This window comes from Xenophilus azovorans DSM 13620 (assembly GCF_000745855.1).
Taxonomy (GTDB): Bacteria; Pseudomonadota; Gammaproteobacteria; order Burkholderiales; family Burkholderiaceae_C; genus Xenophilus; species Xenophilus azovorans.
Window position 1 is genome coordinate 117,414 of the sequence record NZ_KN050766.1, and the last position, 22,744, is coordinate 140,157.

At 70.7% G+C, this 22,744-nt stretch carries 21 protein-coding genes; 9 read left to right on the forward strand and 12 right to left on the reverse strand.

The genetic code is table 11. From position 1 onward, the window contains the following. Window positions 1-4: 4 nt before the first annotated feature. From Q392_RS27015 to Q392_RS27035, 5 genes are all read right to left on the reverse strand, one after another. Complete coding sequence (locus tag Q392_RS27015) at window positions 5-1,147, reverse strand: CaiB/BaiF CoA transferase family protein (RefSeq protein WP_038216042.1); 1,143 nt, start codon at window positions 1,145-1,147, stop codon at window positions 5-7. Continuing rightward, entirely contained in the window at window positions 1,144-1,617 is a 474-nt protein-coding gene (locus Q392_RS27020) for a PaaI family thioesterase (RefSeq protein ID WP_038216044.1), read from the reverse strand. The genes Q392_RS27015 and Q392_RS27020 overlap by 4 nt, the downstream gene beginning before the upstream one ends. Window positions 1,618-1,647: 30 nt before the next feature. Beyond that, window positions 1,648-2,643 (reverse strand): tripartite tricarboxylate transporter substrate binding protein, encoded by a 996-nt coding sequence (locus Q392_RS27025; protein WP_038216046.1) that lies wholly within the window; start codon window positions 2,641-2,643, stop codon window positions 1,648-1,650. A 62-nt stretch (window positions 2,644-2,705) separates the two neighbouring features. Then, on the reverse strand, window positions 2,706-3,704 hold the full coding sequence (locus Q392_RS27030; RefSeq protein WP_038216049.1) for a Bug family tripartite tricarboxylate transporter substrate binding protein: 999 nt from the start codon (window positions 3,702-3,704) through the stop codon (window positions 2,706-2,708). Between the two features lie 87 nt (window positions 3,705-3,791). Beyond that, entirely contained in the window at window positions 3,792-5,495 is a 1,704-nt protein-coding gene (locus Q392_RS27035) for an acyl-CoA dehydrogenase family protein (RefSeq protein ID WP_425425204.1), read from the reverse strand. A gap of 88 nt (window positions 5,496-5,583) precedes the next feature. Between Q392_RS27035 and Q392_RS27040 the strand changes: the two genes are divergently transcribed. Continuing rightward, entirely contained in the window at window positions 5,584-6,474 is an 891-nt protein-coding gene (locus Q392_RS27040) for a LysR substrate-binding domain-containing protein (RefSeq protein WP_038217220.1), read from the forward strand. Window positions 6,475-6,493: 19 nt separating this feature from the next. Here the strand turns inward: Q392_RS27040 and Q392_RS27045 are convergent, their stop codons facing one another. The 6 genes from Q392_RS27045 to Q392_RS27070 all read right to left on the reverse strand — a co-directional run bounded on the left by Q392_RS27045 (window position 6,494) and on the right by Q392_RS27070 (window position 11,870). Then, the gene (locus Q392_RS27045; protein ID WP_038216055.1) at window positions 6,494-6,856 is read right to left on the reverse strand and encodes a DUF1304 domain-containing protein; all 363 of its coding nucleotides are present in this window, start codon (window positions 6,854-6,856) and stop codon (window positions 6,494-6,496) included. A 65-nt stretch (window positions 6,857-6,921) separates the two neighbouring features. Further along, complete coding sequence (locus tag Q392_RS27050) at window positions 6,922-7,350, reverse strand: organic hydroperoxide resistance protein (protein ID WP_038216059.1); 429 nt, start codon at window positions 7,348-7,350, stop codon at window positions 6,922-6,924. Between the two features lie 73 nt (window positions 7,351-7,423). Further along, a complete protein-coding gene (locus tag Q392_RS27055) occupies window positions 7,424-7,879 on the reverse strand; it encodes a MarR family winged helix-turn-helix transcriptional regulator (protein ID WP_038216062.1) in 456 nt (151 codons plus the stop codon). A 527-nt stretch (window positions 7,880-8,406) separates the two neighbouring features. Beyond that, entirely contained in the window at window positions 8,407-9,225 is an 819-nt protein-coding gene (locus Q392_RS27060) for a crotonase/enoyl-CoA hydratase family protein (RefSeq protein ID WP_038216064.1), read from the reverse strand. Between the two features lie 67 nt (window positions 9,226-9,292). Next, on the reverse strand, window positions 9,293-10,141 hold the full coding sequence (locus Q392_RS27065; RefSeq protein WP_038216066.1) for a 3-hydroxybutyryl-CoA dehydrogenase: 849 nt from the start codon (window positions 10,139-10,141) through the stop codon (window positions 9,293-9,295). 76 nt (window positions 10,142-10,217) lie between these two features. Then, window positions 10,218-11,870 carry a hypothetical protein gene (locus tag Q392_RS27070; RefSeq protein ID WP_051954009.1) on the reverse strand — a complete coding sequence of 551 codons (1,653 nt, stop codon included), beginning with the start codon at window positions 11,868-11,870 and terminating at the stop codon, window positions 10,218-10,220. Window positions 11,871-12,129: 259 nt separating this feature from the next. Here Q392_RS27070 and Q392_RS27075 point away from each other — a divergent pair, with 259 nt between their 5' ends. The 8 genes from Q392_RS27075 to Q392_RS27110 all read left to right on the forward strand — a co-directional run bounded on the left by Q392_RS27075 (window position 12,130) and on the right by Q392_RS27110 (window position 20,800). Next, on the forward strand, window positions 12,130-13,095 hold the full coding sequence (locus Q392_RS27075; protein ID WP_038216068.1) for an alpha/beta hydrolase: 966 nt from the start codon (window positions 12,130-12,132) through the stop codon (window positions 13,093-13,095). Window positions 13,096-13,232: 137 nt separating this feature from the next. Continuing rightward, window positions 13,233-14,045 carry a helix-turn-helix transcriptional regulator gene (locus Q392_RS27080; protein ID WP_038216070.1) on the forward strand — a complete coding sequence of 271 codons (813 nt, stop codon included), beginning with the start codon at window positions 13,233-13,235 and terminating at the stop codon, window positions 14,043-14,045. A 64-nt stretch (window positions 14,046-14,109) separates the two neighbouring features. Next, on the forward strand, window positions 14,110-14,985 hold the full coding sequence (locus Q392_RS27085) for a branched-chain amino acid ABC transporter permease (protein ID WP_038216071.1): 876 nt from the start codon (window positions 14,110-14,112) through the stop codon (window positions 14,983-14,985). Between the two features lie 10 nt (window positions 14,986-14,995). Then, the gene (locus Q392_RS27090; protein WP_038216073.1) at window positions 14,996-16,072 is read left to right on the forward strand and encodes a branched-chain amino acid ABC transporter permease; all 1,077 of its coding nucleotides are present in this window, start codon (window positions 14,996-14,998) and stop codon (window positions 16,070-16,072) included. An 82-nt stretch (window positions 16,073-16,154) separates the two neighbouring features. Then, window positions 16,155-16,970, forward strand: coding sequence for an ABC transporter ATP-binding protein (locus tag Q392_RS27095; protein ID WP_038216074.1), 816 nt, complete (start codon window positions 16,155-16,157; stop codon window positions 16,968-16,970). Beyond that, window positions 16,967-17,740, forward strand: a complete 774-nt coding sequence (locus Q392_RS27100) for an ABC transporter ATP-binding protein (protein ID WP_038216075.1) — start codon at window positions 16,967-16,969, stop codon at window positions 17,738-17,740. The genes Q392_RS27095 and Q392_RS27100 overlap by 4 nt, the downstream gene beginning before the upstream one ends. Continuing rightward, window positions 17,737-19,617 (forward strand): AMP-dependent synthetase/ligase, encoded by a 1,881-nt coding sequence (locus Q392_RS27105; RefSeq protein ID WP_038217224.1) that lies wholly within the window; start codon window positions 17,737-17,739, stop codon window positions 19,615-19,617. The genes Q392_RS27100 and Q392_RS27105 overlap by 4 nt, the downstream gene beginning before the upstream one ends. A 25-nt stretch (window positions 19,618-19,642) precedes the next feature. Continuing rightward, window positions 19,643-20,800 (forward strand): ABC transporter substrate-binding protein, encoded by a 1,158-nt coding sequence (locus tag Q392_RS27110; protein WP_038216078.1) that lies wholly within the window; start codon window positions 19,643-19,645, stop codon window positions 20,798-20,800. Window positions 20,801-21,574: 774 nt separating this feature from the next. On the opposite strand, the gene Q392_RS27115 is transcribed toward Q392_RS27110, so the two are convergent. Continuing rightward, complete coding sequence (locus Q392_RS27115; RefSeq protein WP_038216083.1) at window positions 21,575-22,729, reverse strand: alpha-hydroxy acid oxidase; 1,155 nt, start codon at window positions 22,727-22,729, stop codon at window positions 21,575-21,577. Between the last annotated feature and the right edge of the window lie 15 nt (window positions 22,730-22,744).

Here is a 22,744-nt window from a genome sequence, read left to right on the forward strand (position 1 = left end):
AGGCTCAGGCCTGCGGCTCGAAGCGCTCGCCGGGCGTCAGCGGCACGTGGCGGTAGGTGGCCGGCGTGCGGCTGAGCTTCACCGGCGCGCCGAGCCCGCGCCAGCCGCCCTCCATCTCCACCACCATCCCGCGGTGCAGGGTGTGCGGATGCTGCAGCGCGGCGTCCACCGGCAGCACCGGCGCGGCGGGCACGCCGGCGGCCATCAGGTCGTCGACCAGCGTGCGGCCGTCGAAGGCGGCGAGCTGCGCCTCCAGCGTCTGCTTGAGACCGTCGCGGTGCACCGAGCGCGCGCCGGCGGTGGCGTAGTTCGGGTCCTGCGCCAGGCCGGGCAGGCCGATCACGCGGCAGAAGGCGGCGAACTGGCGGTCGTTGCCGACGGCGACGAAGACCGGGTCGGTGCCGGTGCGCAGCGCGTCGTAGGGGTAGATGTTGGGGTGCGCGTTGCCGGTGCGCTTGGGGTTGCGGCCGTCCATGAACCAGTTGGCCGCGTGCGGGTGCAGCAGCGACAGGCCGCTGTCGTACAGCGCCGCCTCGACGAACTGGCCCTTGCCGCTTTTCTGCCGCTCCTGCAGCGCCAGCAGCACGCCGATCACGGCATTCAGGCCCGTCACCATGTCGACCACCGGCAGGCCCACGCGCAGCGGGCCGCCCTCGGCCTCGCCGTTGATGCTCATGATGCCGGTCATGGCCTGCACGGCGGCGTCGTAGCCGGGCAGGGCGCCCAGCGGGCCGTCGCTGCCGAAGCCCGAGACGCGGCACCACACCAGCCGCGGGAAGCGCTGCGAGAGCGTGTCGTAGCCGATGCCCCAGCGCTCCATCGTGCCGGTCTTGAAGTTCTCGATCAGCACGTCGGCCTCGGCCGCCAGGGCGAGCAGCGCCTCGCGGCCCTCGGGGGTGGTCAGGTCCAGGTGCTGGATGCGCTTGTTGCGGTTCAGCCCGTGGTAGTACGAGGCCACGCCGTCGCGGAAGGGCGGGCCCCAGGTGCGCGTGTCGTCGCCGCCCGGCGGCTCGACCTTGAGCACGTCGGCGCCGTGGTCGCCCAGGATCTGCCCGCAGTACGGGCCGCCGAGGATGCGCGAGATGTCGAGCACGCGGATGCCGGCCAGCGCGCCGGCGCAGGAAGAGGAGGGTGTGGTGGTGTTCATGGGCTGGGGGGTGTCGATGCGGCGCGCGCCACGAGCTTGAAGGTGCCGGTGGCCATCGCCACCAGCGTGCCGTCTTCCGTGTGCACCTCGCCGCGGGCGAAGCTGATGGAGCGGCCGCGCCGCTCGCAGTGCGCGGTGGCGATCAGGTCGCCGCCGCCGGCCGAGACGAAGTGCAGCGTCAGGTCGATGGTGACCACGCCGAAGGCGGCCGGGTCGTGCGAACGCACCGCCGCGGCCAGGCCGCAGTCCAGCAGCGAGGCGATGGCGCCGCCGTGCACGTCGCCGCGGCTGTTGGTCTGCTCGGGCTGGTACAGCATGCGGATGCGGGCCCGGTCGTGGCCGACGGCCTCGCCGCGCAGGGCCATGGCGCGGGCCATCGGCATCGGCAGGCCGAACAGCACGCCGGCGGGTTCGCCCTCGAAGGGGTTGGCATCGGCGGCGGTGGCGGAGGGTGCGGTGGATGTCGTCATGGCCCGATCATCGCGCCGGGCGGCGCGGCTTCATGGCTTGCGCGTGCCCGAGGGCGCCTTGAACTGTTCCATGCGCGACTTCTCGCGGGCGAAGGCGCTCCTCGCGTACTGCGCGAATTCCTCCGGGCTGCGGTAGTTCAGCGGCTGGTTGAGCTGGTCGAGCACCTTGCGCCCGTCGGCCGATTCCAGCGCGGCCTTGAAGGCATCATGGAGGACGCGCACGCGCTCGGCCGGCAGGCCCTGCGGGCCGGCGATGCCGTAGGGCGACTCGACCACCGCGTCCACGCCCAGCTCGCGCAGCGTGGGCACGTCGGGGAACTGCGGCACGCGCTTCGGCGTGAGCATCGCCAGGTAGCGCAGGCGGCCGGAGTGGATGTACGTCGAGGCCACGCCCGACAGCACGCCGGCGTCGACGTGGCCGCCGAGCAGGTCGCTCGCCTGGTCGGAGTCGCCCTTGTAGGGCACGCGGTTCAGGTCGATGCCGGCCTTGCCCGCCAGCTCGGCCAGCACGATGCTGGGCGTCTGCACCGGGCCCGCGGCGCCGACGGAGATCTCGCCGGGGCGCTTCTTCGCGTCCGCCAGGAACTCGGCCCAGTTCTTCCAGGGCGCGTCCTGCCGGACGGCCAGCCCGAAGGTGTAGTCGGTCAGGCCGATGATGTAGCTGAGCTTCAGCGGGTCGAAGGCGACGCGGTTCAGGTACGGCTCGCGGTACACGCTGGCCGGCAGCACGGCGACCGTGTAGCCGTCGGGCTGGGCCCGCGCCAGCTCGGCGGCGCCGAAGGTCCCGTTGGCGCCGGGCTTGTTGTCGATGACGACCGGCTGCCCCAGAAGCGACGACGCCTGCTGCGCGACCACGCGCAGGTGGGTGTCGGTCGGCCCGCCCGCGCCGTAGGGCACGACGAGGCGGACCGGCCTGGCGGGAAACCCGCCGCCCTGGGCCGCGGCCAGGGGATGGATCGCCGCCGCCAGGGCGGCTGCGGAGGCCGCGGCCAGCAGGCTGCGGCGCGAGGGATGGTCGTTGCGCATGGATGCCTCCCGGGATGTGTGACAGACGGATGACGTGCCGCGGCCTGCGGCGAGGCGCGCCCTCAGTCGAGCTGCGCGCCCGACTGCGCCACCACGCCCTTCCACTTCGCCGTCTCCGCGGTGATGAAGCGGGCCAGTTGCTGGGGCGAGTGGTCCGGCGCCGGCTCCAGGCCCTGCGAGGCGAACAGCTCCTTGACCTTGGGCGTGGCCAGCACCTCGGTGAAGGCCTTGTTCAGCCTGGCGACGCGGTCGGCCGGCGTGCCGGCGGGGGCGACGATGCCGAAGAACACGCTCACGTCGTAGCCCTTGTAGCCCTGCTCGGCGATGCTGGGCACCTGCGGCAGCGCCTGCGAGCGCGCGGCCGTGGCCACGCCCAGCGCGCGCAGCTTGCCGGCCTTGACGTAGGGCAGGGCGGTGAGGATGTCGGTGAAGGTCATGCTCACCTGGTTGCCCAGCAGGTCGTTGAGCGCCGGGCCGGTGCCCTTGTACGGGACGTGCATGATGTCGGTGCCCGCCACCGAGTTGAACAGCACGCCCGCCAGGTGCGAGGAGGCGCCGTTGCCCGACGAGGCGTAGCTGAGCTTGCCCGGGTTGGCCTTGGCGTAGGCGACCAGTTCCTTCACGTCCTTCACCGGCAGAGAGGGATGCACCACCAGGATGTTGGGCAGGTGCCCGATCTGGATGACGGGCGCGAAGCTCTTGGTCTGGTCGTAGCCGATCTTGCGGTACAGGCTGGAGTTGATCGCGAGCGGGCCCGAGGTGCCGAACAGCAGCGTGTGGCCGTCGGCCTCGGCGCGCGCCACGTATTCGGCGCCGATGTTGCCGCCGGCGCCGGCGCGGTTCTCCACGATCATGGGCTGGCCCAGGCGGTCCTTCATCTCGGCGGCCAGGGTGCGGGCCATCGCATCCGTCGGGCCGCCGGGCGGGAAGGGCACGACCAGCGTGACCGGCTTGGTCGGGAAGGCGCCCTCGGCCAGCGCGGCCGGCGCGAAGGCGGCCGGGCCCAGCAGGGCGGCGGCCAGCAGCAGGGCGCGGCGGGGGCGTGAGAAGTGATGACGCATGGCGTATGTCTCCTTGGTTTCTAGGTCATGGAACGGCGGCCGTCGCGCGGGGCGAGGGCGCCGTCTGGGGGGAACAGGTCGCTCCGCTCAGGCCGCGACGGCGGCGGGCGTGCCGCTGGCGGCCCAGGCGGCGGGCACGGCGTCGGGGCTGAGCGGGTCGCGCGGCAGCACGCGGTGCAGCAGCGCCAGTTGCGCCCAGCGCATGCGCTCGGTCGAGCCGCTGCGCGCAGCCTCCCAGGCCATGGCGATGGCGCTGGTGCAGTGGTACAGGGCCGAGGCGGCCTGGCGGGCCAGCACTTCGCCGCCTTCCTGCGCGGCGGTCTGGGCCAGGGCGCAGGCGCGGTCCATCGCCTCGCGCAGGGCCGTGGCGAAGGCCGGCGCGATGCCCGGCTCGGCCAGCAGCGCCTCGGCGTGCGCCCGCAGCACCGGCAGCGAGTTCTCGCGCTTGATGGCGCGGATCACGTCCAGCGCCACGATGTTGCTGGTGCCTTCCCAGATCGAGCCCAGGTGCGCGTCGCGCACCAGGCGCGGATCGCTCCATTCCTCGATGTAGCCGCAGCCGCCGCGCACCTCCATCGCGTCGCCCGTGACCTTGCGCGCGTCGCGGCAGGCGCGGAACTTGATGAGCGGCGTGAGGATGCGCAGCAGCGCGTAGGCGCCGTCCTCGCCCGCGTCGGAGCGGGCCAGCGCCTGCGCGGTCTGGAACACCATCGTGCGCGCCTGCTCGGCCGGCACGCGCAGCTTGTCGAGCTGGCGCTGCATCAGCGGCATGTCCGCCAGGCGCTTGCCGAAGGCGCGGCGCTCGGCCGCGATGTACTCGGCCTCGGCCACCGCGCGGCGCATCAGGCCGGCGGCGCGCACGCCGTTGGACAGGCGCGAGTTGTTCACCATGTCGGCCATCTGCACGAAGCCGCGGCCCTGCTCGCCGACGAGGTACGCCGTCGCGCCTTCGAGGCGGATCTCGCCGCTGGCCATCGAGCGCGTGCCCATCTTGTCCTTCAGCCGGATGATGCGGTAGCGGTTGAGGCTGCCGTCCTCCAGCCGGCGCGGCAGCAGGAAGAGCGAGACGCCCTTCATGCCCGGCGCACCGCCCTCCACGCGGGCCAGCACCATCGCGAAGCCGGCGTCGGGGTTGGAGCAGAACCACTTGTCGCCGGTCAGCAGCCACTCGCCATTCGGGCCGGGGCGGGCCAGCGTGGTGGTGGCGGCGATGTCGGAGCCGGCGGCCTGCTCGGTCATGAACATGGCGCCCTGCGCCAGCTCGTCGAAGTCCAGCGTCGTCAGGCGCGGCAGGAAGCGGGCCACCAGCGCGGGGCTGCCGAACTTCTTGAGCGTGCGGGTGAGCGAGTCGGTCATCGAGACCGGGCAGCACAGGCCGAACTCGGCCTGCACGAAGAGATAGAACAGCACGTACTTGACGGCCGGCGGCATCTTGCCCTGCCAGCCGAAGGTCTCGTCGCGGTGCGAGATCGCGCCCATCGCGAATTCCGACAGCGCCAGGCGTTCCATCTCGACGTAGGCCGGGTGCTTGACGATGCGCTGCACGTCCAGGCCGGTGCGGGTGCGGCTCTCCAGCACGGGCGGGTTGCGGTCGGCGGTGCCGGCCAGCTCGTCCAGCGGGCCGCCGGCCAGGCCGCCCAGACGCTCGAAGTGCGGCGCCATGTGGCGGCGCAGGTCGTCGGGCAGGTACAGCGTCAGCAGGCGCTGCAGCTCGGCGTCCACCGTGTAGAGGTTCTGGCCGTGGCGGTCGGGGATCGGGTGCGTGACAGCAGCGGAAGTCGATTCGGTCATGGCGTGTCTCCGTGTTTGCGCCATTGTTCGATCGGCATCGATCCGTGTCCAATATTGTTTAGGTCTTCTTCGATAGGTGATGCGAATGATGGAGCTGCGCCACCTGCGCTACTTCTCGGTGCTGGCCGACGAGCTGCACTTCGGCCGCGCCGCGCAGCGGCTGGCGATCTCGCAGCCGCCGCTGTCGGTGGCGATCCGCCAGCTGGAGGACGCGGTGGGCGCGCGCCTGTTCGAGCGCAACAGCAAGGAGGTGCGCCTGACGGCCGCCGGCCTGGCGCTGCGCGAGTCGGCGCGGCGCCTGCTGCGCCAGACGGAGGAGATGGCGCTGGAGGCGCGCGACGTGGCGGCCGGTTCGGTGGGCCGGCTGCGCATCGGTTTTGTCGGCGCGATGCTCTACCGCGGGCTGCCGCAGGCGCTGCGGGCCTTCCAGGCCCGGCACCCCGGCGTGCGCATCAGCCTGGCGGAACTGAACACCGGCGAACAGGTGGCCGAGTTGCTGCACGACCGGCTGGACCTGGGCTTCGTGCACACGCACCGCCTGCCGCAGGGGCTGGCGCAGCGCCTGCTGCTGACCGAGCCCTTCGTCTGCTGCCTGCCGACGCGCCACGCGCTGGCCCGGCGGCGCGTGCTGGCGCCGTCCGAGCTGCGCGAGCAGCCCTTCGTGCTGTTCTCGCGCACCGCCTCGCCCGATTACCACGAGCGCATCCTGTCGATCTGCGCGGCGGCGGGTTTTTTGCCCGAAGTGCGGCACGAGGTGCGGCACTGGCTGGCGGTGGTGTCGCTGGTCTCGCAGGGCCTGGGCGTGGCGCTGGTGCCCGAGGCCATGCAGCGCAGCGCGCTCAAGGGCGCGGTGTTCCGGCCGCTGGACCGCGAGGTGGCCCAGTCCGAAACCTACGGCGTGTGGCGGCCGGGGCCGCGCAACATGCTGGTCGAGCGGCTGCTGCAGGACATGGCCCGCGCCCTGCCGCCGGGGCGGTGAGCGCGGGCCGGCCCCCCCGTCAGGCCTGGCGGCGGCCGAGCAGCACCGCGGCCAGCGCGATGAGGCCGGGCAGTGCTTGCACGAGCAGGATCTTCGGCGTGGCGGTGGCGGCGCCGAACACGCCGGCGACGATCACGCAGCCGAGGAAGAAGATCACCACCGGCCGCTGGCGGCTGAACACGCCCCAGACCAGGCCCGCGGCCAGGAAGCCGTTGTACAGGCCCTGGTTGGCGGCCAGCACGGTGGTGGCGTCGGCCAGCTCCTGCGTGAGGTTGAAGGCCTTCAGCCCGGCCGGCTTGTTCCAGAAGAACATCTCCAGCACCAGGATGTAGACGTGCTCCGCTGCGACCAGCAGGGCGAGGATGCGGGCGAGAAGATTCATGGGAAATCGGTCGCCCTCCCGTCGAAGGCCCTGCGCGGGCCGTCGCGGAGGGGGTGGCAGGGGCATCAGGCGATGGTCAGTTCGACCGGGATGTTGCCGCGCGTCGCGTTCGAGTAGGGGCAGACGGCGTGGGCGGCGTCCACCAGCTTCTTCTTCGCGTCGGCATCCAGGCCCGGCAGGCTGATCGCCAGCTTGACGGCGACGCCGTAGGCCGCGCCGCCGTTGGTCGGGCCGAGCGAGACGCTGGCGTCGACCGCCACGTCTTCCGGCACCTTGACGCCGACCTTCGGGCCCACCGCTTTCATCGCGCCGATGAAGCAGGCCGAGTAGCCCACGGCGAAGAGTTGCTCGGGGTTGGTGCCGGCCTTGCCGGAGCCGGGCGGGTTGAGCTTGACGTCGAGCGCGCCGTCGCTGGATTGGCCGGCGCCGCCGTCGCGGCCGCCGGTGGTGTGCGATTCGGCGGTGTAGAGAACCTTGTCGAGCTGAGTGGTCATGGTCTTTCCTTGGGTGATGGAGGAGGAGAAGTGCTTCGGAACCGAAGCGGCGGGAGAAATGGCGAAGGCGGCTTCAGGCGGCCTGTTTCACGCGGTCGCGCAAGGCGCGCAACTGCAGGGTGAGCGAGGCGATCTCGCCGAGGGAGCACTGGGTGGCCGCGATCAGGCAGTCCGGCACCTCCAGCGCCCGGGCCTTGAGCCTGCGGCCTTTCGGTGTCAGCATGATGTGCACGCGCCGCTCGTCGGCGACATCGCGCACGCGGCTGACGAAGCCGGCCGCCTCCAGCCGCTTGAGCAGGGGCGTGAGCGTGCCGGAGTCGAGCGAGAGGCGCTCGCCCAGGGCGGAGACCATCGGGCCGTCTTCCTCCCACAGGGCCAGCATGACGAGGTATTGCGGGTAGGTCAGGCCCAGCTTGTCGAGCAGCGGCTTGTACAGCTTGGTCATCGCCAGCGAGGCCGAATAGATGGCGAAGCACAGCTGGTTGTCCAGCTTCAGCAGTTCGTCGGGGGAGAGGGGCGCCTTCGACATAGTTCGAATGTAGTTGGCAATTGAATTGTGTGCAATTGATTCGATGGACGACCCTGCTGGCGACGTGGGCGTGCGGGGTGCGCGCCGTGGCCGGGGGCCTGGGGCGCGGGCTCATGGTGGGGCGGTCGGCGCGTTGCGCCGACTTCGCTGCGGTGCTCGGCCAGGGGGGGCGGTGCCGCAGAACTCGCTGCGTTCACTTCGTTCACTGCGCTCGAACAGCTGCGGCAAGTCAGATGTTGAAGCGTGCCTGTCCTTCGGCAGGCACGCCCGCCCCTGTCCTGCGCTCCTCGCCGCCCCACAAATCGCCCGCGCCCCAGGCCCCCGGCCACGGCGCGTGGAACCGGGAGGGAGCATCCAAGGTGCCGTCAACCCGCTACCCCCGTTCGGGCTGAGCCTGTCGAAGCCGGGTGCCGCGCTTCGACAGGCTCAGCGTGAACGGGTGAGGGGAATTGAACTGGGCAAGGGGTGTTCTGCAACGGTGCGTTGGGCCGCGGGAGCAGGCCCATCGAGCGCGACCCCAAAGAGACTCAGCGCCCCATGAACCGCGCCGGCCGCTTCTCGATGAAGGCCCGGATGCCTTCTGCCGCATCTTCACTGGCCGCCAGCCGCTGCTGCACCGGGATGAAGTCGGCCACCGCCGCCGCCTGTCCCAGCTCGATGGCCTTGAGCACGTTCAGCCGCGTGGCGACCACGGCCTGCGGCGCCTGCGCGGCGATGCGGCGTGCCAGGCCGAGCGCGGTGTCCATCAGCTCGGCCACCGGCACCACCTTCTGCACGAAGTTGCAGCGGTATGCCTCGGCGGCGTCGAACTCGTCGGCGGTCAGCAGGTGCAGCATGGCGTTGCCCACGCCGGCACGCTCGGGCATGCGCAGCGTGGCGCCGCCGGCGGGCAGGATGCAGCGCTGCACTTCCATTTGCGAGAAGCGGCAGTCGTCCGCCGCCACCACGATGTCGGCGCCCAGCATCAGCTCGATGCCCACGGTGAAGCAGATGCCCTTGACGGCCGCCACCATCGGCTTGGTGCGGCGTCGGTAGCCGGGCAGGCCGAAGTCGTGCGGCTCCACCAGGCCGGGCGGGGTGAGCTTCTCGCCGCGCTTGAGGTAGTCGGCCACGGCCGGCAGGTCCAGGCCGGCCGTGAAGTGGTCGCCGTAGGCGTGCAGCACGCCGACGCGAAGCTGCGGGTCGTCGTCCAGCCGGGTGTAGGCCTCGGCCAGCTCGCGGAACATGCGCGGCGTCCAGCCGTTGCGCTTGGCGGGGCGGTTGATGCCGACGAGCAGGATGTGCTCGTCGACGACTTCGCAGCTGATGCAGCCCTCGGGCGGCGGGGTGACGGGGGTCGGTGTCATGGGGTCTCCTTCGGGACGAACCATAGTGCAGCCGGGCCGCCGGCCCCGTCGCCTGGATGACGGCCGGTCAGTAGGTGTAGACGCCCCGGCCGGTCTTGCGGCCGAGCTGGCCGGCGGCCACCATCTCCTTGAGCAGCGGGCAGGCGCGGTACTTGGAGTCGCCGAACTCCTCCAGGTACACCTCCATCACCGCCAGGCACACGTCCAGCCCGATCATGTCGGCCAGCGCCAGCGGGCCGATGGGGTGGTTGCAGCCGAGCTTCATGCCGGCGTCGATGTCCTCCGGCGTCGCCAGGCCCTCGGCCAGCACGAAGAAGGCCTCGTTGATCATCGGCACCAGGATGCGGTTGACCACGAAGCCCGGCGCGTTCTTCACCGTGATGGGCTGCTTGCCGAGCTTGACGGCCAGCGCCTTCACCGCGTCGTGCGTGGCGTCGCTGGTCAGGTAGCCGCGGATCAGCTCCACCAGCGCCATCATCGGCACCGGGTTGAAGAAGTGCATGCCGATGAAGCGGTCGGGCCGCTGGGTGTCGGCGGCGAGCTGCGTGATGGAGATGGACGAGGTGTTGGAGGCGATGATCACCTCCGGCGCCAGCAGGCCGTCCACCTGCTGCAGGATCTTGCGCTTGAGCTCGTGGTTCTCGGTGGCCGCTTCGATGACGAGCTGCGCCGCCTTCAGGTCGTCGTAGTTCGTCGAGCCCCGGATCAGCGCCAGCGCGTCCTTCTTCTGCGCCTCGGTCAGCTTCTCCTTCTTGATCAGCCGGTCGAGGCTGCCGGAGACGGCGGTCAGGCCCTTGTCCACCGCGGCCTGGTGGATGTCCACCATCACCACCTTGATGCCCGAGACGGCGCAGGCCTGCGCGATGCCGTTGCCCATGGTGCCGGCGCCGATGATGCCGACGGTCTGGATGTCCATTGAGTGCTCCTCGAAAGAAAGAAAAAGGGGGATCGATGGCCGATGCTAGCGGCAGCCGATGGCATTGCGCCGGACTTCAGCGCCGGGGGCGGATGCGGTAGATGGCGTTGTCGCGGTCGGCCGAGACGTAGATGCTGCCGTCCGCCCCCACCGCCACGCCGGTGGGCACGTTGGTCGGCGGCAGGCCGGGGCTGGGCGCCAGGCCGATGGGCAGCCGCTCGGCCACGGTGCGGCGGCTGCCGTCGGCGGGGTCGATCTCCACCAGCCGCTGCGCCGCGGCCTCGGCCACGATGAAGCTGCCCCAGGGCGTCTGCGCCAGGCCCTCCGGCATCGCCAGGCCCTGTGCCACCGCCACCGGCTGTCCGCCGGCCAGCGGCACGCGCAGCAGCCGGCCGGCCGCCTCGGTCACGTAGATCGCGCCGTCGGCGCCCAGCACCATCTGCACCGGGCCCTGGATGCCGCCGGCCAGCACCTTCCGCTCGGCGAACTTCTCGCCGCTGGCGCGGGTGAGGGTGCCGGTGGCGATCTCGGCCACGATCACGCTGCCGTCCTCCAGCGGGATCGCGTCGTAGGGCGCCTTCAGCCCGTGGATGACGGCGGTGGTCTTGCGCGTGGCGCGGTCCACCAGCTGCACTGTGCCGGTGAACCACGAGCTGAGCGCGAAGCGCGTCCTCGACAGGCCCACCGAGAAGGGGTACTCCAGCTCCGGCTCGCGCTGCATGCGGAAGATGTCGCTCACCGCGCCGCTCTTCAGGTCGACCTCGCGGAAGCCGAAGATGTCGGCCACCCACAGCCGGTCGCCCTCGGCCTTCAGTCCGCCGGGCACCGCCACCGCGCCGCCGGTGAGCGTGCGCAGCTCGCCGGTGGCGGGGTTGAAGGCCTGCACCGCGTTGTCGGCCATGTTGGAGATGTAGATCGTGCCGTCCGGCGCGATCGCCAGGTTGTCCAGCGAGGGCTTGAGCTGCCGGGCCACCGTCTTGCGGCCGGTGGCCAGCTCCACCCGCACCAGTTCGCCGCTGCGCGCATCGACCACCCACAGGTGGCCCTTGCCGTCCAGGTTGGCGGCGGCGGGGATCTGGAAGCCGTCGGCGATCACGGTGACGGCGCCGCTGGCCGGGTCGATCTTCACCACCTGGCCCTTGAACCACAGCGGCCCGTAGAGCATGCCGTCGGGCCCGACCTCGAAGCCGTTGAAGCCGCCCAGGTCCTTCCCGATCAGGCGCGGCGGCGTCCGGCCGCTGCGGTCGATCTCCCACAGCGCGTCGCCCAGGAAGACCTGCGACGCATAGAGCCTGCCGCTGCGGCGGTCGAAGTCCAGCGAGTTCAGGCCCGGCAGCTCCTTGGCCAGCACCTGCATCGGCGCGCCGTCGCGCTCCCGGTAGCGCAGCATGCCCATCAGGTAGTTGGTCCAGGCCAGCTCGCCGCGAGGGCCGACGGCGATGTCGTCGGCCTGGCCCTCGGGCGCGCCGATGAAGACGCGGGCCTCGCCGGTGCGGCGGTCCACCTCCCAGATCGAGCTGCCCACCACCGAGCCGGCGAGCAGGCGGCCCTGGCGGTCCACCGCCAGGCCGTGCACGCCGGCGAAGGCGGAGGGCCGGACCAGCGCCTCGGGCGCGGCCCAGCCGGCAGGGCGGGTGGGGGCGGGCGTGGAGCAGCCCGACAGGGCGGCGGCCAGGAAGGCGCCGGCGAGCATGGCGCCCGCCGCGCCGCGGCGCAGGGTGGAAGGCATGGGTGTCTCCTGTGGCGTGGAAGTCCGCCGCGCGTGCCGCCGGCCATGCCTGCGGCAGCGGGCGGACCGAGTCTTCGGCAGCCGGTGGCGCGGCGCAATCACGCAGGGGACAAGAAGCAAGGGCGCGCCGCGCAGCCAGTTTTCGCAAGCGGCGGCGCGGCGCGGCTGCGTACCCTCGGCGAGTTCCCTCCCGGCACTGGCCGGCCCGGCGCGGACCGCGCAAGATGGCGCCTTCGCAACCTCGTTCCGAACACAGCCCATGCTCCATCCCCAAGCCCGAGCCCTGATCGACCTGATGGCCGAACGCGGCGTGCCGCCCACCCACACCCTGGCGCCGCCGGAGGCCCGCGCCCTCTACCGCGACCGGCGTGCCTACACCCAGCCCGCCGCGCCCGAGGTGGCCGAGGTGCGCGACCTGCAGGCCGCCGGCCCGCACGGCGACATCCCGTTGCGCAGCTACCGGCCCGCCGGCGCCGCGCCTGACGCCGTGCTGCCCGTGCTCGTCTACTACCACGGCGGCGGCTGGGTGATCGGCGACCTGGACACGCACGACACGCTGTGCCGCGAGCTGGCCAACGGCGCCGGTTGCGCCGTGGTGGCGGTGGACTACCGCCTCGCGCCCGAGCACCGCTTCCCGGCCGCGGTGGACGACGCGCTGGCCGCCACGCGCTGGGTGGCCCGGCACGCGGCCGAGCTGCGCATCGACCCGGCCCGCCTGGCCGTGGGCGGCGACAGCGCCGGCGGCAACCTCGCCGCGGTGGTGGCGCTGGCCGCGCGCGACGACACCGACGGCGGCGGCCCGCTGCCGATCGTGTTCCAGCTGCTCATCTACCCCGGCGTGGACATGCGCCGCGGCCATGCCTCGCACCAGACCAACGGCCAGGGCTACGTGCTCACGCAGGACACCATCACCTACTTCCACGACCACTACATCGACGACCCCGCGCACGACGCCGACTGGCGCGCCTCGCCCCTGCTGGCGGCCGGCCATGCCGGGCTGCCGCCCGCGCTGGTGATCACCGCCGGCTACGACCCGCTGCGCGACGAGGGGCTGGACTACGCCCGCGCGCTGTCCGGCGCCGGCAGCCGCGTCGCCCACGTGTGCTTCGAGCGGCAGATCCACGGCTTCATCACCATGGGCCGCGTGCTCGACGAGGCCAACACGGCGGTCGCGCTGTGCGCGGCCGAGCTGCGCCGCGCCTTCGCCGCGCCGGCCGCGCGCTGAACTAGGGAAAGCCCCGTCCAGATGGGTGCCAACGCCCGCCGTGCCGTCGGTACGATGCGCCCAACCCGGGAGAGCCGGCGCGCAGTGGCGCGGCGGGGTGTGCGATGCGTCCAACGACTTCGAGGAGACCGAGCAGCATGCAGACGACGAGGGTGGTGCACGCCGACGGTGGGGAGCGCCTCATGTGGCTGACGACGCAGCGCGTCTTCTATGCCGGCCTGCTGGGCCTGGCGAGCGAGCGCAGCTTCGGCGGCTGGGGCGTGTACGTGTCGCCGCGCGGCCTGCCCAACCGCATCCGCATCGGCGGCGGGGCCTGGCAGTCGGGCGAGCTGCTGGTCGTGCCGCCGCAGGTGCCGCACCACGTCCAGAGCGCCGAGCCGCTGGTCCTGAACCTGCTCGTCGAGTCGGAATCGGTCGATCCCGATGCGCTGCCCGCCGTGCTGCGCCGCTGCGGCCCGGTGGACGACCCCGCCTTCGTGCGCCGCGTGCGCGCGGCCCATGCGCAGCTCGTGGCCGCCTCCGGCCGCGAGTGCTTCGGCGGCATCGACTTCGACCGCCTCTTCTTCGGCCAGCCGCTGCCCGAGCGGCCGCTGGACGCGCGCATCCGGCAGGTGATCGAGCGCGTGAGCGCCGCGCCCGCGGCGCCGTGGTCGGCCGAGCAGTGCGCCGCCGACGTGCACCTGTCCTTCTCGCGCTTCCTGCACCTGTTCAAGGCGCAGACGGGCATGACCTTCCGCGCCTTCCGCGCCTGGAAGCGCGCCCGCAGCCTGCTGCGCTACGTGCGGGAGTCGGCCAGCCTGACCGACATCGCGCTGGACGCCGGCTACCCCGACTCCACCCACTTCAGCCATTCGATCCGCCAGATCTACGGGCTGCGGCCCAGCGAGATCGTGGCCGGCTCGCGGCGCCTGGCGCTGCACGACGCCGCGGGCGAGGTGCTATGCGGCTGACAGCGCCTCACCGCACCCCGGCCGCGGGCCGCCGCCTTCCCGGGCGCTGAGGGGGCGGCGCGCGGTGCAAGTCCTCCAGCTCCTGCTCTCCGGCATCGCCCAGGGCTGCATCTACGGCCTGATCGCGCTGGGCTTCGTGCTCATCTACAAGGCCACCGAGACGGTGAGCTTCGCCCAGGGCGACCTGATGATGCTGGGGGCCTTCGCCGCCTTCGCGGGCATGTCGCTGTTCGGCCTGCCGTTCTGGGCGGCGGCGCTGCTGGCGCTGGCGGCGATGGTCGCCTTCGGCATGCTGGTGGAGCTGGCCGTCATCCGGCCCATCCTGGGCCAGCCGCAGTTCTCCATCGTCATGCTGACCATCGGCATCGGCTACGTGCTGCGCGGCCTGATCACCATGGTGCCCGGCATCGGCACCGAGACGCACACGCTGGCCGTGCCCTACAAGGACCAGGTCTGGAAGCTCGGCGGCCTGGTGGTCAACGTGGAGCAGGCGGTGGTGGTCGGCGCCACCGCCGTGCTGTGCGCGCTGCTGTTCGCCATGTTCCGCTACAGCAAGCTGGGCATTGCCATGCAGGCCAGCTCGCAGAACCAGCTGGCGGCCTACTACATGGGCATCCCGGTCAAGCGGCTGAACTCGCTGGTGTGGGGCCTGGCGGCGGCGGTGGCCACGGTGGCCGGCATGCTGCTGGCGCCCATCACCTTCGTGCACGCCAACATGGGCTTCATCGGGCTGAAGGCCTTCCCCGCGGCGGTGGTGGGCGGCTTCGGCAGCCTGCCGGGCGCCATCGTCGGCGGGCTGATCATCGGCGTGGTGGAGTCGCTGGCCGGCTTCTACCTGCCCGACGGCTTCAAGGACACGGCGCCCTACATCGTGGTGCTGGCGATGCTGATGCTCAAGCCGAACGGCCTGTTCGGCGAGAAGCTCAGGAAGAAGGTGTAGCAGGGCCGTCATGCGCTTCCTCTTCAAGACCAGCTACGCGCAGGACATCGCGCTCGCCAAGCACGGCGGCCACCGCTTCTGGTATGCGCTGCTCGGCCTCGCGCTGCTGGCCGCGCCCTGGGCGCTCGACGAATACTGGCTCGCGCAGCTCAACTTCGTGCTCATCTACTCGGTGGTGGGCCTGGGGCTGATGCTGCTGGCCGGCTTCACCGGGCAGTTCTCCATCGGGCACGCGGCCTTCCTGGGCACGGGGGCCTACACGCAGGGCGTGCTGGTCAACCTGGGCGTGCCCTTCCCGCTGGCGATGGTGGCGGCGGCGCTGCTCTCGGCGGCGGTGGGCGTGGTGGTCGCCATGCCGGCGCTGCGCGTCAAGGGCATCTACCTGGGCATCGCCACGCTGGCCTTCGGCTTCATCGTCGAGGAGGTGTTCGCGCGCTGGGAGAGTGTTACCGGCGGCAACGCGGGGCTGCACGTGAAGTCGCCGCACTTGTTCGGCATCGACTTCGGCGGCGGGGAGGCCTTCTACTTCGTGTGCCTGGTCACCACCATCCTGTGCACGCTGGGCGTGCTCAACCTGCTGCGCGCGCCCACCGGGCGGGCCTTCGTCGCGATCCGCGACTCGGAGGTCTCGGCGCAGAGCATGGGCATCCACCTGGCGCGCTACAAGACGCTGTCCTTCGCCGTGTCGGCGGCGCTGGCCGGGCTGGGCGGGGCGCTGTACGCGCACAAGATCAGTTTCCTCTCGCCCGACCAGTTCAGCATCCTGCAGTCCATCGACCTGCTGCTGATGGTGGTGATCGGCGGTCTGGGCTCGGTGCACGGCGTGTTCCTGGGCGCGATCTTCCTGATCTCGATGCCGCAGCTCATCGCCATGAGCAAGGACTGGCTGCCCGAGGCCATCGGCCAGGCGCCGGGGCTGCAGGGGCTGGTGTACGGCGTGGTGCTGATCGCCTTCGTGCTCTTCGAGCCGATGGGCCTGTACGGGCGCTGGCTGAAGATCCGCACCTGGCTGCAGCTCTTTCCCTTCTACCGCCGGGGCATGTTCAAGCGGCAGAAGTCGTTCACGAAATCCGACCGATTGAAATGATGAGCCCCCACGCTCCTCACTTCGTGTGTCGCTGCCCCCCAAGGGGGCGCTCAGTGCCCTTCGGGCGGCCGGGCGGGCACTGATGAGCGGCGACATCCTCCTCTCGGCCCACGACCTGAGCGTGCGCTTCGGCGGCGTGCTGGCGGTCAACAAGGTGGGCTTCGAGGTGCGGCGCGGCGAGGTGTTCACCCTCATCGGCCCCAACGGCGCCGGCAAGACGACGGTGTTCAACCTCATCAGCCGCATCTACCAGCCCACCACCGGCAGCATCACCTGGCACGGCGAAGGCGGCGCGCCGGTGGTGCTGACCGAACAGCCGCCGCACGCCATCGCGGCGCTGGGCATCGCGCGCACCTTCCAGAACATCGAGCTGTTCGAGCACGCCACGGTGCTGCACAACCTGCTGATCGGCCGCCACACGCACCGCCGCACCGGCTTCTGGCGCGAGGTCTTCTTCACCCCCGCCACGCGCCGCGCCGAGATCGAGGCGCGCGAGAAGGCCGAGCAGGTGATCGACCTGCTGGACCTGCAGCACCACCGCGACGCGCTGGCGGCCGGCCTGCCGTATGGCGTGCGCAAGGTGGTGGAGCTGGCGCGCGCGCTGTGTACCGAGCCGAAGCTGCTGCTGCTGGACGAACCCTCGTCGGGCCTGAACGTGGAGGAGACGGCCGACATGGCCTTCTGGATCCAGGACATCCAGCAGGAGCTGGGCATCTCGGTGCTGATGGTGGAGCACGACATGACGCTGGTGTCCAAGGTGTCCGACCGCGTGCTGGCGATGAACCAGGGCGAAGTGCTGGCGCTGGGCACGGCGCGCGAGGTGCAGGCGGACCCGCGCGTGGTGGAAGCCTATCTCGGTACGGTGGAAGACGTGAGCAGCCTCAGGAGGACGGCATGACCGACGACGTGCTGCAACTGCTCAACGTCGAGAGCGCCTACGGCCCCATCAAGGCCATCCGCGGCGTGAGCCTGAAGGTGCGGCGCGGCGAGATCGCCACCGTGCTGGGCAGCAACGGCGCCGGCAAGACGACCATCCTCAAGACCATCTCCGGCATCATCGACCCGCGCAAGGGCACGGTGCACTTCAAGGGCCTGGACATCACCGCCAAGGACCCGGCCTACATCGTGCAGCAGGGCCTGTCGCACGTGCCCGAGGGGCGCGAGGTGTTCCCGCTGCTGTCGGTGCGCGACAACCTGCTGATGGGCGCCTACACCCGGCGCGACCGCGACGGCGTGGCGCGCGACATGGAGACGGTGTTCGGCTACTTCCCCATCCTGAAGGAGCGCGCCGCGCAGGACGCCGGCCTGCTCTCCGGCGGCCAGCAGCAGATGCTGGCGATCAGCCGTGCGCTGATGGCCGCGCCGGAGCTGATGCTGCTGGACGAGCCCTCGCTGGGCCTCTCCCCCAAGCTCACCAAGGAGATCTTCGAGATCGTGGTGCGCATCAACCGCGAGCGCGGGACGACGCTGCTGCTGGTGGAGCAGAACGCCAACATGGCGCTCAACGCCGCCGACTACGGCTACGTGCTGGAGAACGGCCGCATCGTCATGGAAGACACCTGCGAGCGCCTGCGCGAGAAGGAGGACATCAAGGAGTTCTACCTCGGCATGCAGGAAAGCGGCGCCCGCGGCGAGCGGCGCTGGAAGAAAAAGAAGACATGGCGATGAACGGCAGCAGCGCGTACCTCCCCGCGGGCCTCTGGGACACCGCCCACATGCAGCCGCGCACCGACGTCGTGGTGCCGGGCGAGACGCTGCCTGCCGTGTTCTGGAACGCCGCCGGCCTGCGCGGCGAGCAGGTGTGGATGCGCCAGAAGGAGCTGGGCATCTGGCGCGCCTGGACGTGGGCGCAGACCGCCGAGGCGGTGCGCGAGATCGCCCACGGCCTGCTGGCGCTGGGTTTCGCGCGCGGCGAGTGCGCGTCGATCCTGTCCAACACCGTCGTCGAATGGGTGCTGGCCGACCTGGCGGTGCTGAGCTGCGCGGGCGTCTCCAACGGCATCTACCCGACCGACGCGGCGAGCCAGGTGCACTACCTGTGCGAGGACTCGCGCAGCGTCGTGCTCTTCGTCGAGGACGACGAGCAGCTCGACAAGGCGCTGGCCGTGCGTTCGCAGCTGCCGCTGCTGCGCAAGGTGGTCGTGTTCGACATGAAGGGGCTGCGCGACTTCCGCGACCCCGACGTGCTGAGCCTGGACACCCTGCGCGCGATGGGCCGCGAGCACCTGGCGCAGAACCCGGGCGCGGTGGAGGAGCGTGTGGCCCAGGTGCAGCCGGAAGACCTGGCCATCCTCATCTACACCTCGGGCACCACCGGCAAGCCCAAGGGCGCCATGCACAGCCATGCCGGGCTGGTGTACGCCATGCGCGGCTACAACACGCTGATCGCGCAGGACGAGCGCGACGAGCGCATGTGCTTTTTACCGCTGTGCCACGTGGCCGAGCGCATGGGCGGCGAGTACTTCGCCATGTACACCGGCGCGGTGCTCAACTTCGTCGAGAACCCGGAGACGGTGCCAGAGAACGTGCGCGAGATCGCGCCCACCGTGTTCCTGGCCGTGCCGCGGGTGTGGGAGAAGTTCTACTCGGGCGTGATGATCGCGCTGAAGGAGGCCACGCCGCTGCAGCGCGCCGTCTACGCCTGGGCCATCGGCGTCGGCCAGCGCATCGCCGAGCGGGTGCTGGCCGGGCAGCCGGTGGGCGGCGCGCTGAAGCTGCGCTTCCGCATGGCGCGCTGGCTGGCGCTGGACAACGTGCGCAAGCTCATCGGCATCCACCGGGCGCGCTTCCTCGTCACCGGCGCGGCGCCCATCTCGCCCGAGCTGGTGCGCTGGTACCTCGCGCTGGGCGTGCCGATGCTGGAGGTGTGGGGCATGACGGAGACCGGTGGCGCTTCCACCGGCATGCCGGCGGCGCGCATCAAGCCCGGCTCCATTGGCCCGGCCACGGCGTACAACGAGGTGCGCATCGACGAGGGCACCGGCGAAATCCGGGTGCGCGGGCCGAACGTCTTCATGGGCTACCTGCACCAGCCCGAGAAGACGGCCGAGACCATCGACCCGGACGGCTGGCTGCACACCGGCGACGTCGGCTCGGTGGACGAGGACGGGTATTTCCGCATCACCGACCGGATGAAGGACATCATCATCACGGCAGGCGGCAAGAACATCACGCCCAGCGAGCTGGAGAACGAGCTCAAGTTCAGCCCCTACGTCACCGACGCGGTGGTGATCGGGGATGCGAGGCCCTACCTGACGGTGATCATCATGATCGACCAGGAGAACGTCGAGAAATTCGCGCAGGACCACGACGTGCCCTTCAGCAACTACGCCAGCCTGACGCGGGCGCCCGAGGTGCAGGCGCTGATCCAGGGCGAGATCGACCGCGTCAACGCGAAGTTCGCCCGGGTCGAGCAGATCAAGAAGTTCTTCCTGCTGGACACGCAACTCAGCGCCGAGGACGAGGAGCTGACGCCCACCATGAAGCTCAAGCGCAAGCTGGTGCAGGCCAAGTACGCCGACCGCATCGAAGCCATGTACTCGTGAAACCCAAGCAAAAGGAGACGCCGCCATGAACAAGACCCTGATCGCCCTGGCCGCTCTGGCCCTGGCCAGCCCCTTCGCCCTGGCCCAGCAGGGCGTGAGCAAGGACGAGATCCGCATCGGCACCATCCAGGACCTGTCCGGGCCGCTGGCGGGCTTCGGCAAGCAGTCGCGCAACGGCATGCAGCTGCGCGTGGAGGAGATCAACGAGCAGGGCGGCATCAACGGCCGCAAGCTCAAGCTGTACGTGGAGGACTCGGGCTACGACCCCAAGAAGGCGGTGCTGGCGGCGCAGAAGCTGGTGAACCAGGACAAGATCTTCATCATGGCCGGCCACATCGGCACCGCGCAGAATATGGCGGCGATGCCGGTGCAGTTCGACAAGAACGTCATCAACTTCTTCCCGATCACCGCCGCGCGAGAGATGTACGAGCCGCACCACCGGCTCAAGTACTCCTTCGCCGCCACCTACTACGACCAGATCCGCATGGCGCTGCCCAAGCTGGTGAAGGACAAGGGCGCCAAGAAGGTCTGCACCATCTACCAGGACGACGAGTTCGGCCTGGAGGTGCAGCGCGGCGCCGAGGCGGGCCTGAAGACGGTGGGCATGGAGTTGGCCGAGAAGACCAGCTTCAAGCGCGGCGCCACCGACTTCAGCAGCCAGGTGGCGAAGATGAAGGCCGCGGGCTGCGACCTGGTGGTGCTCGGCACCATCATCCGCGAGACCATCGGCACCGTGGGCGAGGCGCGCAAGACGGGCTTCAACCCGGTGTTCCTCGGCTCCAGCGCCGCCTACACCGACCTGATCCACAAGCTGGGCGGCAAGGCGATGGACGGCATCTACGCCACCATGACGGTGCAGAACCCCTACACCGACGAGGCGAACGAGAAGATCCGCTTCTGGGCCAACAAGTACAAGACCAAGTTCAATGAGGACCCGACCGTGTTCTCGGTCTACGGCTACATGATCATCGACGCCTTCGCCCAGGTGGCGCAGAAGGCCGGCGCCAACCTGACGACCGATTCCTTCGTCAAGCTGATGGACGCCAGCACCTTCGAGCCCGACATGTTCGGCGCGCCGAAGATGACCTTCACCGCCACCAAGCGCCTGGGCAACAACGCCTCGCGGCTGTCGCAGATCGTGGATGGGAAGTGGAAGGTGGTGTCGGACTACCTGGCGCAGTAGGCTGCCGGATGCGTCGATGACGAGGCCGCTCCTTTCCGGACGGCCTTTTTTGTGGTCCGTGGCGCGCGCCGTGGCCGGGGGCCTGGGGCGCGGGCTCATGGTGGGGCGGTCGGCGCGTTGCGCCGACTGCGCTGCGGTGCTCGGCCGCGGGGCGGTGCCGCAGAACTCGCTACGCGCTCCTTCGGAGCGCTGCGCTCAAACAGCTGCGGCAAGTCAGATGTTGAAGCGTGCCTGTCCTTCGGCAGGCACGCCCGCCCCACGGCCTGCGCTCCTCGCCGCCCCACAAATCGCCCTCGCCCCAGGCCCCCGGCCACGGCGCGTGGAACCGTTGGTAGAGCATCCAACGGGGAGGCTGATACCCCAACCACCGTTCGGGCTGAGCCTGTCGAAGCCGGGTGACGCGCTTCGACAGGCTCAGCGTGAACGGGTGAGGGGAGTTGAACGGGCAGAGGTGTTCTGCAACGGTCCGTTGGGTCGCGGGAGCAGGCCCAGGCCCCGGTGAGGGGGCGGTGGCGCGCCTGTGGAGCGCCGAGAAGCGCAGGGCGGCCGGGCTGCATGCCTGCCGCAGGACAGGCATGCTTCGTGATCTGACTCGGCGCAGATGTTTGAGCGCAGTGAACGAAGTGAACGTAGCGAGTTCTGCGCCGGCCCGGCCGCGCGAGCATCGCAGGGGAGTCGGCGCAACGCGCCGACCGCTCCACCGAAGCGCCACCGTCCCCTCACCGGGGCCTGGGCCGGCACTGAGCCCGAGCCCAAGAGCCCAAAAGCCCGGCTTCAGGCCGTCGGATACGTCCCCGGCAGCAGGATCGAGCGATCCACGTTCTGGATGTTCGTGTGCCCGCAGAAGGCCATCGTCACGTCCAGCTCCTTGTGGATGATCTGCAGCGCCTTGGTGACGCCGGCCTCGCCCATCGCGCCCAGGCCGTAGGCCATGGCGCGGCCGATCATGGTGCCTCGTGCGCCCAGCGCCCAGGCCTTGAGCACGTCCTGGCCGCTGCGGATGCCGCCGTCCATCCACACCTCCAGCCGATCGCCCACCGCGTCGACGATGGGCGGCAGCGCGGAGATGCTCGAGGGCGCGCCGTCGAGCTGGCGCCCGCCGTGGTTGCTCACCACGATGGCGTCCGCGCCCGCCTCGGCCGCCAGTCGCGCGTCCTCCTCGACCATGATGCCCTTGAGGATCAGCTTGCCGCCCCACTGCCGCTTGACCCACTCGATGTCGGCCCACGACAGGCGCGGGTCGAACTGCTCGTTGGTCCAGGCCGCCAGCGAGCTCATGTCGGAGACGCCCTTGACGTGGCCCACCAGGTTGCGGAAGGTGCGCCGCTTCGTGCCGGCCATGCCCAGGCACCAGCGCGGCTTGGTCATCAGGTTGAGGATGTTCTTCAGCGTCGGCCTGGGCGGCGCCGTCAGGCCGTTCTTCAGGTCCTTGTGGCGCTGGCCGATCACCTGCAGGTCGAGCGTGAGCACCAGCGCGCTGCAGTTGGCGTCGCGCGCGCGGCCGATCATCCGGGCCATCGATTCGCGGTCGCGCATCATGTAGAGCTGGAACCAGAACGGCGCCTTCGTGTGCTCGGCGATGTCCTCGATCGAGCAGATGCTCATGGTCGAGAGCGTGAAGGGGATGCCGAACTTCTCGGCCGCGCGCGCGGCGTGGATCTCGCCGTCTGCGTGCTGCATGCCCGTCAGGCCCACCGGCGCGATGGACACCGGCATCGCCGCTGCCTGGCCCGCCATCGTGGTCGCCGTGGTGCGCCCCTCCATGTTCACCGCCACGCGCTGGCGCAGCTTGATCTTCTGGAAGTCCTCCTCGTTGGCGCGGTAGGTGCCCTCCGTCCACGAACCCGAGTCGGCGTAGTCGTAGAACATGCGCGGCACGCGCCGCTCGGCGAGCACGCGCAGGTCCTCGATGGTGGTGATGACGCTCATGGGGCGAATTGTCCG